The sequence below is a fragment of the Chitinophaga qingshengii genome (assembly GCF_014529935.1).
Taxonomy (GTDB): Bacteria; Bacteroidota; Bacteroidia; order Chitinophagales; family Chitinophagaceae; genus Chitinophaga; species Chitinophaga qingshengii.
In genome coordinates this window covers 958925-976403 of sequence record NZ_JACVFC010000003.1, presented here as the reverse complement: position 1 = coordinate 976403, position 17479 = coordinate 958925, and the positions used below count along the sequence as shown (strand labels likewise).

Sequence of the window (17479 nt, the reverse complement as noted above, 5' to 3'; positions counted from 1 at the left end):
GTGTACGCAATTGTCGATATAGAAACCACCGGTGGGCACGCCAGCGCCAACGGCATTACCGAGATAGCCATCTACCTGTTTGATGGCCGTGAAATCACGCAGCACTACCAGACGCTGGTTAATCCTGGAGTGCCCATTCCTTACTATATAGAGTCCCTGACCGGTATCACCAACAGCATGGTTGCCGGGGCGCCGCCGTTTGAAGCGGTGGCCCCTCTGGTGTATGAACTGTTGCACGACAAAATCTTCGTGGCGCATAATGTCAACTTCGACTATTCGTTTGTGAAGCATCACCTGGCGGCCTCCGGATTGGACCTGCAATGTAAAAAGCTGTGTACGGTGCGGCTCGGACGGAAAATTTTTCCGGGATTGCCTTCGTATAGCCTTGGCAACCTCTGCCGTCATTTGGAGATTCCCATCAATGGGCGGCACCGGGCAGGAGGGGATGCGGAAGCCACCACCAAACTCTTTGGCCTGTTGTTGCAGCACGACAAGGATAAGGCCATCGCGGGCGCGCTGAAAGCCGGTTCCAAGGAGCAGTTCCTGCCACCCAACCTGCAACCCGAGGTAGTGAAACAGCTGCCGGAAGTGCCCGGGGTTTATTATTTCCACGACGTGAAAGGAAAAGTAGTGTATGTAGGAAAAGCCAAAGACTTGAAGAAGCGTGTCAATAGCCACTTTACCGGTCATAGCGCCAGCCGCCAGCGGCAGAACTTCCTGCGTACGGTATATAATATCACCTATCAGCAAACCGGTACGGATCTGATGGCCTGTATCCTGGAGTCGGTAGAGATCAAACGCCTGTGGCCTGCATTCAACGCAGCCCAGAAAAGAGTAGAGTTCCGTTATGGTTTTTATCTTTTTGAAGACCAGGAAGGTTATCTGCGTATTGCCATTGAGAAAAAACGCAGGTTCAGTCATCCGGTACATTCCTTTAACCTGCTGATAGACGGGCACCGCCTGCTGCGGGCCCTGATCCGCCAGTTTGAACTGTGCCCTAAGTTATGTTTCCTGCAGAAGGGAGACGGGACCTGTGCCGGCAAAACGGCGGCTACCTGCCATGGCGCCTGTGAAAAAGCGGAAGCGCCTGCGGTTTATAACGAAAGGGTAAAAGCGGCCATCGCCTTTCTCCAGGAACAACAACCTTCCGTAGTGATACTGGACAAAGGGCGTAACAGCGACGAACAAAGCTGTATCCTGATGGAGAAAGGCCGTTTCTATGGGATGGGCTATGTGCCTGCACACCTGCAGACATCGGACGCCGAACTAATAAGACCCCACCTGACACCTTATCCTGAGAATGAAATCATCATCGGTTTATTAAGGTCATATACCGGTAACGGTCAGCAGTTATCATCTTCCCAAAAATGAAGGGCGGAAAAAAATTGAAATCATGCCTTTCATGATTTACTTTTGCACGCACAACAGTGATAATTCATTCTTAATTCTATATTCATGTTAGAGTCAAATTTCAAATTCCCGGGTCAAACCGCCTTCTACAAAGGGAAAGTACGTGATGTTTACACCATTGAGGACAGACTCATGGTGATGGCCGTAAGCGACCGCATCTCTGCGTTCGATGTGGTATTGCCCCGCCCTATTCCTTACAAGGGACAGGTACTGAACCAGGTGGCTGCCATCATGCTGGAAGCTACCAAAGACATCGTGCCTAACTGGGTAAAAGCTACTCCGCTGCCTAATGTAACCATAGGTTTGAAATGCGAAACATTCCCCGTAGAAATGGTCGTTCGTGGTAACCTCACCGGCCATGCCTGGAGGACCTACAAAACCGGTCAGCGTGTACTCTGCGGCGTTACCATGCCGGACGGAATGAAAGAAAACGATTTCTTCCCTCAGCCGATCATTACACCTACTACCAAAGCGCACGAAGGTCATGATGAAGATATTTCCCGCGAGGAAATCATCGCGCAGGGACTGGTAAGCAAAGAAGATTACGAACAACTGGAAAAATACACCCTCGCGCTGTTTGCGAGAGGGAAGGAGATGGCAGCAGAACGTGGCCTGATCCTCGTGGACACCAAATATGAATTCGGTAAAATCGGCGATACCATCTATGTGATCGACGAAATCCATACACCGGACTCTTCCCGTTATTTCTATGCAGAAGGTTACGAAGCCAACCAGGCAGCCGGCAAGCAACAGAAACAGCTGAGCAAGGAGTTCGTGCGCGAATGGCTGATGGAAAACGGTTTCCAGGGCAAAGACGGTCAACAGGTACCTGAAATGACCGACGAATTCATCAACAGCGTGAGCGAACGTTATATCGAGCTGTTTGAAAACATCACCGGCCGCAAATTCGTAAAAGAAGATGTGACCCGCGATGCAGCAGAAGCGAAAATCATCGAAACGCTGAAACAGCTGTAATCATCAGCATTACATTATACAGGAGCGGAGGTCGAAGCATGAGCTTTGATCTCCGCTCTTTTTCGTAAGCTACTTTGACTTACTTTTGTGTCAAACTTATCCGATTGAAACATTTAGCCGCGCTCAATAAATATTTTATGGCCAACAAATGGCGCCTCATCCTGGGGCTCTTGTTTACGGCCATCTCGATTGTCTTCAGTGTTTTTCAGCCTATCATGGTCCGGCAGATTTTCGACCTGCTGTCGCTCAACCTGGACGAATATCGCCTCTTGAGTGACACCAGTCTGAAGGGTGCTTTCCGGGCCGACTTCTCCCGTATCCTCGCTTTTTATGGTGTCAGTATCCTGGCCTTTGCCTTGCTGAGTGGGTTTTTCCTGTTCCTGCAACGGCAAACGCTCATTGTAATGAGCCGTCACATTGAATTTGACCTCAAGAACGAAATTTATCAGCACTACCAGAAGATGGACCTTAATTTTTTTAAGATGCACCGGACGGGTGATTTGATGAGCCGTATTACGGAAGACGTTTCACGGGTACGGATGTACGCCGGGCCGGCAATTATGTATGCATCGCGTACCCTGTTGCTGATCGTGATTGTGGTATACCTGATGTTGGAGGTCAACCCGCTGCTGACGCTGTATACTTTGTCACCGCTGCCTGTTCTGGCATTGATGATCTATTATGTGAATAAAATCATCCACCGTAAAAGCGAAAAGATACAGGCAGAATTATCCAATATCACTTCTATTGCCCAGGAGTCTTATTCCGGTATCCGGGTGATTAAGTCCTATGTGCAGGAAGATGCCAGCGGGAGGCATTTTGAAGATGCCAGCGAAGCGTATAAGCAAAGCTCTATCAGCCTGGCTAAAACCGATGCCCTGTTTCAGCCGGCGATGGCGCTCATGATTGGTGTGAGTGTGATACTGACCATCTTTATCGGCGGCTTCCAGGTGATAGCTGGAAATATTACGGTCGGTAACCTGGCGGAGTTTGTGATCTATGTAAATATGTTGATGTTCCCCTTCCTGTCTATCGGGCTGGTGGCAACGATGACACAAAGGGCGGCGGCCTCACAGCAACGGATAAACGAATTCCTGAAAATCACCCCGGAAATCAAAGATGAGCCTGCTGCTAAAACGGTACAGTTAGAGGGTGGTATTCATTTGCAGGGGGTAACATTTACCTACCCTCATACCGGTATTACGGCACTCAAAGAGGTGAATCTGCAGGTACAACCCGGACAGAAAGTCGCTGTGATCGGGCGTACCGGTTCCGGTAAAAGCACGCTGGCGCAGTTACTGATACGCATGTACGATCCGCAGGAAGGCAAGGTGATGCTGGATACCCACGATGTCCGCTACATGCACCTGGAACAGCTGCGCAGCCAGATCAGTTATGTGCCGCAGGATGTATTCCTGTTCTCCGATTCCATTGCCAATAATATCCGTTTCGGTGATCCTGCGGCCAGTTTGCAGGCAGTGCAGCAAGCGGCCCGGCAGGCTTCGGTCGAGAAAGATATCCTGGGCTTCAGCGACGGTTTTGATACCGCCATAGGGGAGCGGGGCGTTACGCTCAGTGGTGGCCAGAAACAACGTATATCCATTGCCAGGGCACTTATCAAAAACCCGGATATCATGATTTTTGACGATTGTCTCTCTGCCGTAGACGCCCGTACGGAAAAGGAGATCATCGGTAACCTGTACGCCTACCTGAAAAACAAAACCGCTGTAATCATTACCCATCGTATCTTTTCCCTGTTTGAGTTTGATAAGATCATTGTATTGGATGAAGGACGTATTGTGGAAGAAGGAACACATGATGAATTATTATCATTGAATGGTTACTACGCAGAGTTGTATGCAAGACAGCAATCCGGCGACGAAGAAAGTATAACTGAATAACAATCACCTTCTTGTATATCCTCCGCCACGGCCTGTTACAGCCGGGTTTTATGATTTTTCAAAATCATTTAAAAATATTTTGATATTTGTAAAACAATAGTATATTTGTTCCTTATTGTAACAGGATTTGATTCGTTAACACTTAAATCTATCAACTGTGGCGTACGAAAACACCAATCAACAGGAAAGAAACAATGATAGCATCTTTTCTAAACGATTGAAAGCGGGTAAAAGAAGGACGTACTTCTTTGATGTAAAGACCACTCGGGGAAACGATTACTTTCTGACCATCACGGAAAGTAAGAAACGTTTTAATGACAACGGCTACGACAGGCACAAAGTATTCCTGTACAAGGAAGACTTCAACAAGTTCCTGAATGCGCTGACAGAAACTATCAACTACGTGAAAACTGAGTTGATGCCCGATTTTGATTTTGATGCCTACAATCACGATTATGTGCAGGAAGATCAGGACGAAACAGACGGCGACAACAACGAGGTATCCCGTACCGCAGAAGTAGCCGCTGTTGCCACTCCAGTTGCGGCGTCCGCCCCCGCTTCACATAGCGCTGACGAGGTAGACAAATGGTAACCGTGATTTCCCTGACGACTATTGCATAATGCAGGAATCACCCCGTAAGTTATAAAAGAAGAACGCCCGCTGAATATTCAGTGGGCGTTCTTCTTTTATGTACTATCCTTCGTTATTTTCTTAACGCTTTAAAGGCATTGATCAAACCATTGGTGCTGGAATCATGATTGGAGATATAATCATCATTCTGCAGCTCCGGAAGGATCTTGCCGGCCAGTTGTTTACCCAGTTCCACGCCCCACTGATCAAAACTATAAATGTTCCAGATAACGCCCTGTACAAAAATCTTATGCTCATAAAAAGCAATCAGCATACCCAGCGAACGGGGCGTGATTTCTTTCAGCAGGAAGGAGTTGGACGGACGGTTACCGGTAAACACCTTATAGGGTAATACCCGTTGGATCTCTTCTTCCGGAGTATTGGCTTTCTTCAGTTCTTCCAATACTTCAGCTTCGGTTTTGCCATTCATCAGCGCTTCCGTTTGTGCGAAGAAGTTAGACAACAGTTTTACATGATGATCACCAATCGGGTTGTGGCTGATGGCAGGTGCTATGAAATCGCAGGGGATTAACCGGGTACCCTGGTGAATCAGCTGATAAAAAGCATGCTGCCCGTTGGTGCCGGGTTCACCCCATACAATGGGACCGGTTTCATACTGTACAGGTTTGCCGTTACGGTCTGCATGTTTACCGTTACTCTCCATATTACCCTGCTGGAAGTATGCTGCAAAGCGGTGCATATACTGGTCGTAAGGCAGTATGGCTTCTGTTGCGGCGCCGAGGAAGTTGCCGTTCCAAAGGCCTACCAGGGCCATGATGGCAGGGATGTTCCGGTCGAGCGGTGTTTGTGAGAAATGTTTGTCCACTTCATGTGCACCGGTCAGCAACGCCACAAAATTTTCGTAACCGATAGTCAACGCAATAGACAAACCAATAGCGGACCACAGGGAGTAACGGCCGCCTACCCAATCCCAGAATTCAAACATGTTGTTGGGATCTATGCCGAAGGCTGTCACCGCTTTTTCGTTGGTAGACAATGCCACGAAATGTTTGGCGACAAACTTTTCGTCTTTCGCATGTTCCAGGAACCAGTTACGTGCAGTATGCGCATTGGTCATGGTTTCCTGTGTGGTAAATGTTTTAGACGCAATGAGGAAAAGTGTTTCATCCGGCGTTACCTGCTTCAGTGTTTCCACGATGTGTGTGCCGTCTACGTTGGAAACGAAGTGCGGCTGTATGCCCGGTTTCCAGTAGGGTTTGAGCGCTTCGGTCACCATCACCGGACCGAGATCTGAACCACCGATACCGATGTTGACGATATAACGTATAGGCTTGCCCGTATATCCCTTCCATTCCCCGTTGTGTACCTGGCGACAGATGTGGTCCATCTTGCTGAGTACGGCCAGTACATCCGGCATTACATCACGGCCATCGAGCATCACGGGTTTGCCGGAGAAGTTGCGCAGCGCGGTATGCAGCACGGCGCGGTTTTCCGTTACGTTGATTTTTTCCGCACCGAACATAGCCTGTATAGCAGTGTTGACACCACATTCATCTGCCAGCGAAAGCAGCATGCTGCGGGTCTCTTCAGTGATCAGGTTTTTGGAATAGTCGAACAGGATGTCTTCCATCTGGAGGGAAAACGTTTTGAAACGTTCCTGGTCTTCCATAAACAAGGCACGCATCTGTACCTTTTTCATTTCATCGGCATGCTTTAACAATGCCTGCCACGCTTTCGTGGCTACTGGACTGGTAGATGGAAACATATAATAGCTTTGATTAATTGCAGCTCAAAAATAATCTTTTTACTTTTTAAGATCGGGGTTTCCTGTATAAATGCCAGGAAATAGCGATCGCAATAACGCCAATAGCAATCACACAGGAATGGATGACCGGTTGTTGTTCCATGATACCAGCTTCTCTTCTTTTAATGAGGATGCCATAGAAGGCCCATACTGCTACCAGTGCATGGGGTATATTGTTACGGCGGAATATCATGACGATACTGATGAGGGTACCCAGGGCAATCATACTGACGGTCCACCATACCTGGAAGGTAACGTCGCCGGTCCACCCGGCATATACCAGCAGGGTAGTAATGTTGGCCAGTGTGGCAATACTGATCCATCCAAGATAAATGCTGAAAGGAAAATGAATGAATAACTTTTCCGCGGTGCCAGGCGCTACACGCCCCATGCCGAAGTTCACATGAATGATAACAAGAGAAGCCATCAATATCAGCATCAGTCCCACGCTTACCGGCATCAGTTCATAATGCCAGGCAAACAGCCAGGTGGCATTCGCCACACAGCTGATAAGAAACCATTCTTTCATACAGCCCATTACACGGGCCAGTACGTCCGGACGTTTGCCGGAAAAAGCCAGCCATAGCTGATATATGACAAAGCCCAGCAGGGACAGGTAGATAACACTCCAGATAGAAAAGGTGAAACCTGCCGGTACAAACAGATTGGGATATTCATCTGCAACTTCCCCTGTTTGTTTACCATTGATAGGCAGCAGCCAGGCCAGTGCATTGGCGGTCATCATAAAGAGGAAAGCGAGGGCATTAAATACCGATTTGTTTTTATAGTGGAGGGTTTCATGGGATACCGTCATCGCAATAGGACTTTTTTTTAATATTATTTAAAAATATTACTGATATGGTTTCCCGCTCCAGCTGCAAAAATTATGCTAAAGCGCTGTTAAAGGATAACAGCAGCAGGAGATAGAATTGTGGTGATATTAGCAGAATTGCACATTTTTACCTACATTTGCCCGCTATGACAGCAGAGCAACTTAAAGCTATGAGGGACCGTCTTTATGTCCTGGGAGGTTTTCTTTAACGTACCTGACCGTTTAGCTAAAATCGAAAATGACAAACAGTTGAGCCTGGCCCCGGGATTCTGGGATGATAACGCCAGGGCGACTTCTATCCTAAAGGAAATCCAGGTAAACAAATACTGGGTTGACCTCTACGATAACGTGCACACTGCCATTGAAGACAGCAGTGTACTCAACGATTTCTTCAGAGAAGGAGAGGCCACCGAAGAAGAAGTAGCCCAGGCTTATGAAACCGCCAAAGCTGCTTTGGAAGACCTTGAATTCAAATCCACCCTTAATCAGCCGGAAGATGAAATGCCGGCGGTATTAACCATTAATTCCGGCGCCGGCGGCACTGAAAGCCAGGATTGGGCTGAAATGCTGTTGCGTATGTACCGGATGTATGGTGAAAAACAGGGCTGGAAAGTATCAGAAATCGATACCCAATACGGCGATGGCGCCGGTATCAAATCTGCTACCCTGGAGTTCGACGGCGATTTTGCCTACGGACACCTGAAGGCAGAAAGCGGTGTACACCGGTTGGTGCGTATTTCGCCCTTTGATTCCAATGCCCGCAGGCACACCTCTTTTGCTTCCGTATATGTGTACCCGTTAGTGAACGACACGATCGAGATCGCAGTCAATCCTGCCGACCTGGAATGGGAATTCTATCGTTCCGGTGGTAAAGGCGGACAGAACGTAAACAAGGTGGAAACAGCCGTGCGACTCAAGCACATTCCTTCCGGTATTATCATCGAATGCCAGCAGGCGCGTACACAAGGGGAGAACCGCGAAAAGGCGCTCACCATGTTGAAATCACGCTTGTATGAGGAAGAGCTGCGCAAACGCGAAGAGCTGAAAAACGCTGCCAACGCCAACAAACGTAAGATCGAATGGGGTTCCCAGATACGGTCCTACGTATTCCACCCTTATAAGATGATCAAAGACCACCGCACCGACTATGAAGTGGGTAACGTGGGTCCTGTGATGGATGGTGAGCTGAACGGTTTTATCAAGGCTTACCTGATGATGCAGAAGGAAGAGGACAATAATTGATAATTATAGGTAAATAATTAATAGGTTTCTGCTGCAAATTTGACCGTAAATTTGCAGCGGAAACTTTTTTTGTTTTAAACAGTTACAACAAAATCTGAGGAAATGAATACAGGATATTTTCAATACGCAGCACCTGCCAATGAGCCAGTGTTGAGTTATGCGCCCGGTTCTCCGGAAAGAGCTGCACTGAAAAAACAATTGGCGGCATTCAAAGCTGAAGTAGCAGATATTCCGATGTATATCGGTGGTAAAGAAGTGCGTACCGGTAATACCGTTGACCTGCGCCCTCCGCATGAAATCAGGCACAAACTGGGTCATTTCCACCAGGGCGACGCTACCCATGTAAAAGCAGCCATCGCTGCCGCACTGGAAGCAAGAGAGAAATGGGCTAACATGGACTGGGAAACCCGTGCGGGCATCTTCCTGCGTGCTGCTGACCTGATCGCTACCAAATACCGTTTCCACATGAACGCGGCCACTATGCTGGGTCAAAGCAAAAACCCCTACCAGGCTGAGATCGACAGCGCATGCGAACTGATCGATTTCCTCCGCTATAACGTACACTTCCTGAGCGAAATATACCGTCAACAGCCTGTGAGCGCGCCACTGACCCACAACCGTGTGGAATACCGCCCGCTGGAAGGTTTCGTACTGGCTGTAACACCTTTCAACTTCAGCGCCATCGCTGGTAACCTGCCTACTTCCGCCGCTATGTGTGGTAACGTGGTAGTATGGAAACCTGCCAATACCCAGGTGTTTGCTGCCAGCATGTTCATGAAGATCATGATCGAAGCTGGTCTGCCGGAAGGCGTGATCAACCTGGTATATGCCGGCGGTCCGCTGATCGGCGATATCTGCTTCGCTGACCCTCACTTCGCTGGTATCCACTTCACCGGCTCTACCGGCGTATTCCAGACAATGTGGAAGACTATCGGTGAAAACATCCACAAATACAAAACATATCCCCGTATCGTAGGTGAAACCGGTGGTAAAGATTTCGTGCTGATCCACAAATCAGCTGATGTTGACATCTCCGTGACGGCACTCGCCCGTGGCGCCTTCGAATACCAGGGCCAGAAATGTTCTGCCGCTTCCCGCGCATATATACCAAACAATCTTGCTGACCAGATAAAATCCAAACTGGTTGCTGCGCTTCAGACCATGAAAATGGGTACTACGGAAGATTTCAGCAACTTCATCAACGCTGTGATCGACGAGCGCTCTTTCGATAAGATCGCTCAATACATCGAGAACGCGAAGAAAGATCCGAAAGCGAAAATCATCGCTGGCGGTAACTACAATAAAACAGAAGGTTACTTCATCGAACCGACCGTCATCGAAACAACCGATCCTAACTACGTGACCATGTGCGAAGAAATCTTCGGCCCCGTATTAACGATCTATGTTTACGACGGAGAGAAATTTGAAGATATCCTGCACACTGTAGACAGCACCTCCGAATACGCCCTCACCGGCGCCATCATCGCGCAGGACCGCTACGCGGTGGAACTGGCTACCAGAAAACTGGTGAACGCTGCAGGTAACTTCTACATCAATGACAAACCTACCGGTGCGGTAGTAGGTCAACAGCCTTTTGGCGGCGCCCGCGCTTCCGGTACCAACGACAAAGCGGGTTCTATGCTGAACCTGTATCGCTGGTTAAGCGCCAGAAGCATCAAGGAAACTTTCGTTCCGGCTACCGATTACCGGTACCCGTTCCTGAATGAAGCATAAGAACACCAAATGTTCATGATATACAAAAGGCGATGAATATTTATTCATCGCCTTTTACTTATTTTGTACCTGAAATAAATAATAAGACATGGAGACAGGAAAGGAAGCAATCGTACAACAGTATTTTGGAGAACCTCATAAACAGTGGCGCGTGGCTGATCTGGAGCAACGCCTCGTTGCTGGTGGCTGTTCCCGTGAGGAGGCAGCACAGCAGGCGGTGTTGGCTTACGACGGCTACTTCAGCCGGCAAATGAAGAAAAAAGGAACCAAAGTACTGATCTTCCTGGTATGCGCCGTGCTCTTTCTGGCAAGAATATTAATGATGGCCGATAAAATGGGCAATGTAAAAGAGCTGTCCGTCTTCCTGGCATTGACTGCCTATACCCTTGTACAGGGACTGATCTGGAGCATTCAGCTGTTTCAGTTGAAAGAGGAGATATCTTCGTTCAGGGATCTGCGTAAGCTCTGATCGCCTACATCTTCTTCAGCGCCGCCAGTGCTTCGGTGACGTGTTTTTCTCCATCACGCAGGCTGTTGAACTCATGCACGACGACTCCGTTTTTGTCCACGATGTAGGTCACCCGTCCAGGAATGACAAACGTTTTCGGCACGCCAAACAGTTTACGCACCTCATTTTTAGGATCGCTGAGTAAAGTGAAGGGGAGGCTATGGTGGGTAGCGAAGCTCCGGTGGGAAGCTACATTATCGGCGCTGATACCGATGACCATGGCGCCATAACGCTGAAAATCCTGGTACGCATCCCGGAAGGAGCAGGCTTCTTTGGTACATACGCTGGTTTCATCTTTCGGATAAAAATAGATGACCAGGGGCTGTTTGCCCACTACGGTGCTAAGGTCAAAGGTTTTTCCATTTTGGTCTTGCAGGCTAAAAACCGGGACCTTGTCCCCAACTTTAACCTGACCTGCAGAAGAAGAACCCCAGAATTGAAGGAAAGCGGCCATGGCGATGATAAGCTTGAGTGTTTTCATACCAGTGATTTGGTACGACTAAAGTACGACAGATAGCGGGAAATTAGTGCAACTAATTTCCCGCTGTTGTTTTTTTAGAAGTGGAAGTTGATACCAAATGTAAAATTGTTGAAGCCAAAATTTTTAAATAGCCCCACACTGGTATTGGTTGTTTTGAAATCTCCACCTGTCTGTTTTTGTGTTCCTGAACCGGCGGCGAACACACTGCCCATGTTGGCGGTCAGTGAGAACGATGGTGTCAGGTGAAACAGCAGTCCTGGCACAATCGAAAGACCATAGTTGGTGCTTTTAGAGTCCTGGGTCCAATTGGGTTCATGATAGGAATCGCTTTTGGCAGAGTTGAAGTAGAGGCTACCATCTGTGTATACAGAAAGATGGCTGCTCCAGATAGGTTGTTCGTACCGTACAAAAGGGCTAACGCTAAAGAGCTGGGTTTTCGTTTGAGGTCCGTTTTCAGATGAACCTTTCTTGCTGTGGCCATATCCAACAGCTATGCCAATGGCCCAGCGTTCCCTGAAATAATACCCATACGCCGGAGAGATACTGAAATTAGTGTTAGAGTTGTCATACTGGTTGCCATTTGCGGTGTACTTGTACTTTTCGTTTGAAACATTAAAGCTGGCATTAATGAAGTTTTTCTTTTGCTGGGCAAACAACTGACCGCCGGCCAGAAAGGTGGCGGCTGCCAGTACAGGAATGATGAATTTTTTCATAAAACGGGATGTTTAAATATAAATTTGATGCTATATAAATGAAATCTTTAACCCGAAAAAATGAAAGATGCCATAATTTATCTTGCAGCTTTATGATATTCATCTTTTTATGTGTGGCATTAATCCGTATTTTTGGCGTCTAAAAGCGTATAGTTTTGAAGACCATACTAAACGGTAAGCAGCTGGCTATTACGATAGACAGACTTTGCCATCAACTGATCGAGAATCATTTGCAGTTTGAAAACACGGTACTGATAGGGTTGCAGCCACGCGGCATCTACCTGGGGGACAGGATTTATGAGACGCTGAAGAAACTGTTGCCGGGCGCCATTATCCATTACGGCAAACTGGACATTACATTTTACAGAGACGATTATAACAAGGGCAAAACCTTACATGTGCCCAGCGAAACCAACATTAATTTCTCCATAGAAAATAAAAAGGTGGTGCTGATAGACGATGTGTTGTATACCGGCAGGACTATCCGTTCGGCCCTGGATGCTATGCTCGACTTCGGCCGGCCGGCTTCGGTAGAACTACTGGCGTTGATAGACCGCCGGTTCAGCCGCCAGCTGCCCATTCAGCCCGATTATACCGGGCGCACCATCGATGCTCTTATTTCCCAGAAAGTAAGGGTATTATGGGAGCAAAGAGATGGGAAAGATGAAGTTATTCTGGTTGATTAATACAAACCGGATTTTTCAATTCAGATTTCACCCTTTATATTTGCACATTAATGTCACTTTCTGTAAAACACTTACTCGGAATTCGCGATCTGCAGCGCCAGGATATAGAACTTATTTTTCAAACCGCCGACCAGTTTAAGGAGGTTTTACAAAGGCCGATTAAAAAGGTTCCCACGCTGCGCGATACTACCATCGTTAATTTATTTTTTGAGAACTCAACCCGTACCCGCATTTCTTTTGAACTGGCGGAAAAAAGGCTGGGCGCAGATACCATCAATTTCTCTGCTTCCGGCTCCTCCGTTTCAAAAGGGGAAACGCTGATCGATACGGTGCACAACATCCTGTCCATGAAAGTGGATGTGGTGGTGATGCGTCATTCCGCCAGCGGGGCGCCGCACTTCCTGTCACGCCATATCAATGTGCCGATCCTCAATGCCGGCGACGGTATCAACGAACATCCCACTCAGGCCCTGCTCGACGCTTTCTCTATCAGAGAGAGACTGGGTAGCGTAGAAGGGAAAAAAGTCGCTATCTGCGGTGATATCATGCACTCCCGGGTGGCACTGTCCAATATCTACTGCCTGAAAAAACTGGGCGCTGAAGTAACAGTGGTTGGTCCTCCTACACTTATTCCAAAACATATCGGCGCCGCCCTCGGCGTGAATGTCAGCTACAACATCCGGGAAGCTTTGCAATGGTGCGATGTAGCCAACGTGCTCCGGATTCAATTGGAAAGACAAAACACCCCGCTGTTTTCTTCTCTCCGCGAATATTCCCTGGCTTATGGCGTCAACCGTCAGCTGCTGGATAGTCTCCATAAAGAAGTGGTGATCATGCACCCCGGACCTATCAACCGCGGTGTGGAACTGAACTCCGACGTGGCAGACTCCGGTCAGTCTATCATCCTCGATCAGGTGGAGAATGGTGTGGCAGTGAGAATGGCGGCATTGTATCTGTTGGCAGGAAAAAAGGAACTGTAATAGCCAGGATGAATGCTGATTTCGCTGATGAGCGAAGATGGGTGGAATTTTTTATATTGATAATTTTTAGGAAGATAAAAAGAGCCGTCTCGTAATGAGGCGGCTTTTCTTTTATGGAAGATGATTGATGCCGGCAATGATGCTAACAAATTCAGGCAAAATCTCAATTCGTTTCTATCTCCGCTAATCAGCGAAATCATTAGCCCAGGGCTTCAGTCCCGGGAACTAGAAGGATGCATTTAACCCGATCGTATACGATCTGAAAAACGGATACACGTTACCGTTATATCCTCCTGCCTGCTCAGGGTCGTAGTAGCGTATTTTCATCCGGGTGCTTTCCCATAGGTCCTGTCCGGAGAAGTAGAGGCGCAGATTTTTAACGAAGATTTTCTTCAGCCATGCAGCGGGCAGGTTGTATCCCAGTTGCAGGTTCTTCAGGCGTATGTAGGCCCCATTCATCACCCAATGGCTGGAAGGAGCGGTGTTTTGATCGTCATGGAGATACAGACGGGGAAACAGGGCATTGGGCCGGTTGGGTGTCCAGTAGTCCTGGTTGATGTCCCATGGCTGTTGCCAGCCATCTGTATAGGGAAGGTTGTAACGTGGATCGGGCATGACCTTACGGTTGCTGACGCCCTGGAAAAAGATGGAGAACTCCAGGCCTTTCCAGGCGAAGCCGGCATCGATACCGTACGCCAGCTGCGGATCCGTGCTGCCCAGGTATACCAGGTCGCTGTTGTCTATTTTATGGTCGCCATTAACGTCGCGGTATTTGATATCACCGGGAGCGGTATGGGCGCTCTGGAACGCATGCTGCTGTACTTCGCTGCTGTTCTGGAAATACCCGTCAGCGATATAGCCAAACAGGGAAGAATAAGGATAGCCGGGGATGCCCAGGTTCCAGCCTGCCTGCGGTGCAACGCCGTCGTTACGTAAAACCTTTGTCTGATTGTTGAACAGGTTGGCATTCAGGTACCAGGTGAAGGGCCCGTGTGTGCTGCGCCATCCGGCATTCAGTTCCCATCCCCAGGCGCGCATTTCGCCGGTATTGAAGCGCAGCGGCCATGCACCGGCCGTAGAAGGCAACTGTACCGGTATACGCATATCGCGGTTGTGTTTCACGAAGTAATCGGCGGACAGCGTGAGTCGGCCACGGAACAGGGTGGCATCCCATCCGTAATTATAAGTGGAGATGTTTTCCCATCCGGATGCCTGCGGAACCGGGTTCTTATAAACAAACGGCGAAAGCGGATTATTATATCCGAAGGTAAAGGTACTGAGGCGTTCGTCGTTGTCAATAGTATTCCAGCTGTTGACATTACCTAATCTTCCCCAGGACCAGCGCAGCTTAAATTCATTGAAAAAATGGAAGGCATGGTAAAACCATTCTTCGTTGTTGAGCCGCCACCCGGCAGAGAAAGAAGGGAAAGCCTGCCATTGCTCTATGGCTGGAAAGGCGCTGCTGCGCTGTGACAGACGGCCGCCAATAAGGTTAGCCTCCAACAGGTAGCGATTGTCGTAGTTGTAGTTGACTTTTCCAAACAACGACATCAGGGAACCGGTGGTGAACTGTGTCATGGTATACTGAGGCGTGCCGCTAAACCGATAGGCGTTGACGTTATCCGGTGAAAGATCATAAGAGGCTGCCGTATATTGGTCGGTGTTATAGGTCTCCTGCGTATAGCCGCCAAGTATATGAAGGTTGTGTTTATTGACTTTGGTGTCGTAATCAGCCAGCAGCTGGAGGTTGCCGCCTTTGCCCTGTAGCTTGCTTTTCTGTAGCAGACTGCGTTCCTGCAGGGTAGACACGGGTGCTGTCGCATTCCACAGTTGAATGCTGTTGCGGCCAAGGTTGTCGTACAGGGTATGCTGCTGCGGACTATACACCAGTCGCAGGGTGAGCCCTTTCGTCAGACTGTCGGCCCGCAGGGTAAAAACGGCGTCAACATAATTGTTTTTCTCCTCCCGGATACCGCCATCGTGTAATATAGCGTAGGAGGCTGCACCGCCAAAAGCATAATGTTGTGTGCCGGGCACAAATATGGGCACATTGGAGGCGCCCCGGTAAAGCCCTGCCAGCAAGCCTTGTGGGCCTTCCACCGGTTGGGAGGGTGAGAAGGTGTTTGTCTGCGCGTAAGACAGGCGCGTTTCCAGGCTGATATGTTTACTGAAACGGTTATTGAGATTGATGCGGGCATTCAACCGGTGTGTTTTGTCCGGCCCTTCCACCAGTAAACCCTGACGGCCGAAGTAGCCGAAGGAAGCGGAAAACTGGTTCAGCGAATCACCACCTTTGACAGAGAGGTTATAGTTCTGTACACTGGTTTTCTTTTTAGTAAGCAGCGGTAGCTGGTTAAAATTATAATAGTAGCGGTAGAATCCAGGATTCGTATAGTCATTCGCGTAATAGTTGCCTTTCTCCATCAGCGCGATCTCTCCGGGTTGCCAGGGAGCGAAGCCTCCTGCGTTTACCGTCGCTTCATTTTCCATCGTGGCTTGTTGTGCGGATGACAGGCGGTGCGGAATACGGATCGGTGTTTCATAACCCGCCAGCGTGTTGAAGTCCACCGAAAGTTTGCCGGGTTTCCCGGTGCGGGTGGTAACCAGTACCACTCCGCCGGCGCCACGGGCGCCGTAGATGGAAGCGGCAGACGCATCTTTCAGAATAGATACAGACTCAATATCATCCGGATTGAGCACGGCGAGGGAGCCGGGTACACCGTCCACAATAACAGGCGTATTGTTGCCGCCGGTATTGACGCCACGAACCTGGATATTAAAACCTTCCTTACCGGGCTGACCGTTGCTACGGGTTACGACGAGGCCGGTGGCGGTGCCCTGGAGGGCAGCGATGACATTGGGTACCGGTCTGCTTTTCAGCCGGGCGCCGTCTACCTGTGCAATGGCGCCGGTGATATTGGCACGTTTCTGCAGGCCGTAACCGAGTACCACCAGTTCATTCAGTTTTTTCAGGTCGGGTTGCAGGGTAATGGCAATGTTATGCCGGTCCCTGACGGCGATTTCTTTGGTTTCAAAACCGATGAGCGATACGGAGAGTACTGCCTGTGCGGATGCTACTTCCAGTTTGAAGCTGCCGTTTTCGGCGGTGGCGGTGCCATTGGAAGTGCCTTGCTCACGAAGGGATACCCCGCTGAGCGGTTCCTGTCCGTCGGTGACAATACCAGTCAGTTGCCATTTATTATTATCAACGGGTTTGTTGTTATTATTACCGGAAACGTCAGTAGGAGTGGTGTTCTGTGGGATAACGATAATCTGGCCGTCTCTGATTTCCACTTTGTAGCGGGTAGCGGGGAAGAGTTGCCGTACTACATCGGGAAGGGCGGCATGGTGTACATGAATGCTGACGCCTTTACGGGTTTCCAGTTCATCCGTAGAGATAGCGAAGGTGTATTTGGTTTGTTTTTCGATATCCCGGATGACGGTCTTCAGGCTGGCATTCACATATTGAAGGGAAACGCGTTTCGGTGGGGCATTAGGAGTCTGAGCGGCTATAGAGAAGCCGGTGAAAACCAGGAAAACAACATAAAAAAAGAAGACAGGCACGCACCTTGACCTGGTATAAGAGCGCGGCGCCTGTAGCATTGCATGCTGCATAAGCAA

Annotated in this window: 14 protein-coding genes; 9 read left to right on the top strand and 5 right to left on the bottom strand. The window is 48.9% G+C overall.

Annotation, left to right across the window (positions count from 1 at the left end; all coding sequences use genetic code 11):
• The 4 genes from ICL07_RS23775 (at nucleotide 1) to ICL07_RS23760 (ending at nucleotide 4878) form a co-directional block, all read left to right on the top strand.
• Entirely contained in the window at nucleotides 1-1371 is a 1371-nt protein-coding gene (locus tag ICL07_RS23775; protein ID WP_188090533.1) for an exonuclease domain-containing protein, read from the top strand.
• Between the two features lie 84 nt (nucleotides 1372-1455).
• On the top strand, nucleotides 1456-2385 hold the full coding sequence (locus tag ICL07_RS23770) for a phosphoribosylaminoimidazolesuccinocarboxamide synthase (RefSeq protein ID WP_188090532.1): 930 nt from the start codon (nucleotides 1456-1458) through the stop codon (nucleotides 2383-2385).
• Nucleotides 2386-2489: 104 nt separating this feature from the next.
• Complete coding sequence (locus ICL07_RS23765; protein ID WP_188090531.1) at nucleotides 2490-4286, top strand: ABC transporter ATP-binding protein; 1797 nt, start codon at nucleotides 2490-2492, stop codon at nucleotides 4284-4286.
• Nucleotides 4287-4443: 157 nt separating this feature from the next.
• Nucleotides 4444-4878, top strand: a complete 435-nt coding sequence (locus tag ICL07_RS23760) for a DUF3276 family protein (RefSeq protein ID WP_188090530.1) — start codon at nucleotides 4444-4446, stop codon at nucleotides 4876-4878.
• Between the two features lie 112 nt (nucleotides 4879-4990).
• Here ICL07_RS23760 and pgi read toward each other — a convergent pair whose 3' ends face one another.
• Nucleotides 4991-6643 carry a glucose-6-phosphate isomerase gene (gene pgi / locus ICL07_RS23755; RefSeq protein WP_188090529.1) on the bottom strand — a complete coding sequence of 551 codons (1653 nt, stop codon included), beginning with the start codon at nucleotides 6641-6643 and terminating at the stop codon, nucleotides 4991-4993.
• A 46-nt stretch (nucleotides 6644-6689) separates the two neighbouring features.
• Nucleotides 6690-7496 carry a hypothetical protein gene (locus ICL07_RS23750; RefSeq protein ID WP_188090528.1) on the bottom strand — a complete coding sequence of 269 codons (807 nt, stop codon included), beginning with the start codon at nucleotides 7494-7496 and terminating at the stop codon, nucleotides 6690-6692.
• Between the two features lie 164 nt (nucleotides 7497-7660).
• Between ICL07_RS23750 and prfB the strand changes: the two genes are divergently transcribed.
• From prfB to ICL07_RS23735, 3 genes are all read left to right on the top strand, one after another.
• A protein-coding gene (gene prfB, locus ICL07_RS23745) for a peptide chain release factor 2 (protein WP_188090527.1) occupies nucleotides 7661-8756 on the top strand; the annotation gives its coding sequence in 2 pieces (ribosomal slippage) (nucleotides 7661-7720 and nucleotides 7722-8756; 1095 coding nt in all).
• A gap of 102 nt (nucleotides 8757-8858) precedes the next feature.
• Nucleotides 8859-10490 carry an L-glutamate gamma-semialdehyde dehydrogenase gene (gene pruA, locus ICL07_RS23740; protein WP_188090526.1) on the top strand — a complete coding sequence of 544 codons (1632 nt, stop codon included), beginning with the start codon at nucleotides 8859-8861 and terminating at the stop codon, nucleotides 10488-10490.
• A gap of 88 nt (nucleotides 10491-10578) precedes the next feature.
• Nucleotides 10579-10959 (top strand): hypothetical protein, encoded by a 381-nt coding sequence (locus ICL07_RS23735; RefSeq protein ID WP_188090525.1) that lies wholly within the window; start codon nucleotides 10579-10581, stop codon nucleotides 10957-10959.
• Between the two features lie 4 nt (nucleotides 10960-10963).
• Here the strand turns inward: ICL07_RS23735 and ICL07_RS23730 are convergent, their stop codons facing one another.
• Both ICL07_RS23730 and ICL07_RS23725 read right to left on the bottom strand, forming a co-directional pair.
• Entirely contained in the window at nucleotides 10964-11479 is a 516-nt protein-coding gene (locus ICL07_RS23730) for a peroxiredoxin (RefSeq protein WP_246485149.1), read from the bottom strand.
• 74 nt (nucleotides 11480-11553) lie between these two features.
• Nucleotides 11554-12192, bottom strand: coding sequence for an outer membrane beta-barrel protein (locus ICL07_RS23725; RefSeq protein WP_188090524.1), 639 nt, complete (start codon nucleotides 12190-12192; stop codon nucleotides 11554-11556).
• 155 nt (nucleotides 12193-12347) lie between these two features.
• Between ICL07_RS23725 and pyrR the strand changes: the two genes are divergently transcribed.
• Together pyrR and ICL07_RS23715 are read left to right on the top strand one after the other, a co-directional pair.
• Nucleotides 12348-12878 carry a bifunctional pyr operon transcriptional regulator/uracil phosphoribosyltransferase PyrR gene (gene pyrR, locus ICL07_RS23720; RefSeq protein WP_223152072.1) on the top strand — a complete coding sequence of 177 codons (531 nt, stop codon included), beginning with the start codon at nucleotides 12348-12350 and terminating at the stop codon, nucleotides 12876-12878.
• A 50-nt stretch (nucleotides 12879-12928) separates the two neighbouring features.
• The gene (locus ICL07_RS23715) at nucleotides 12929-13858 is read left to right on the top strand and encodes an aspartate carbamoyltransferase catalytic subunit (protein ID WP_188090523.1); all 930 of its coding nucleotides are present in this window, start codon (nucleotides 12929-12931) and stop codon (nucleotides 13856-13858) included.
• A gap of 225 nt (nucleotides 13859-14083) precedes the next feature.
• Here ICL07_RS23715 and ICL07_RS23710 read toward each other — a convergent pair whose 3' ends face one another.
• A complete protein-coding gene (locus tag ICL07_RS23710) occupies nucleotides 14084-17473 on the bottom strand; it encodes a TonB-dependent receptor (RefSeq protein WP_188090522.1) in 3390 nt (1129 codons plus the stop codon).
• Nucleotides 17474-17479: the final 6 nt, after the last annotated feature.

Coding starts and splice junctions, on each gene's coding strand:
- ICL07_RS23770 (WP_188090532.1), top strand. CDS start 1,456: ATGTTAGAGTCAAATTTCAAATTCCCGGGTCAAACCGCCTTCTACAAA.
- pgi (WP_188090529.1), bottom strand. CDS start 6,643: ATGTTTCCATCTACCAGTCCAGTAGCCACGAAAGCGTGGCAGGCATTG.
- ICL07_RS23750 (WP_188090528.1), bottom strand. CDS start 7,496: ATGACGGTATCCCATGAAACCCTCCACTATAAAAACAAATCGGTATTT.
- pruA (WP_188090526.1), top strand. CDS start 8,859: ATGAATACAGGATATTTTCAATACGCAGCACCTGCCAATGAGCCAGTG.
- ICL07_RS23735 (WP_188090525.1), top strand. CDS start 10,579: ATGGAGACAGGAAAGGAAGCAATCGTACAACAGTATTTTGGAGAACCT.
- ICL07_RS23730 (WP_246485149.1), bottom strand. CDS start 11,479: ATGAAAACACTCAAGCTTATCATCGCCATGGCCGCTTTCCTTCAATTC.
- ICL07_RS23725 (WP_188090524.1), bottom strand. CDS start 12,192: ATGAAAAAATTCATCATTCCTGTACTGGCAGCCGCCACCTTTCTGGCC.
- ICL07_RS23715 (WP_188090523.1), top strand. CDS start 12,929: ATGTCACTTTCTGTAAAACACTTACTCGGAATTCGCGATCTGCAGCGC.
- ICL07_RS23710 (WP_188090522.1), bottom strand. CDS start 17,473: ATGCAGCATGCAATGCTACAGGCGCCGCGCTCTTATACCAGGTCAAGG.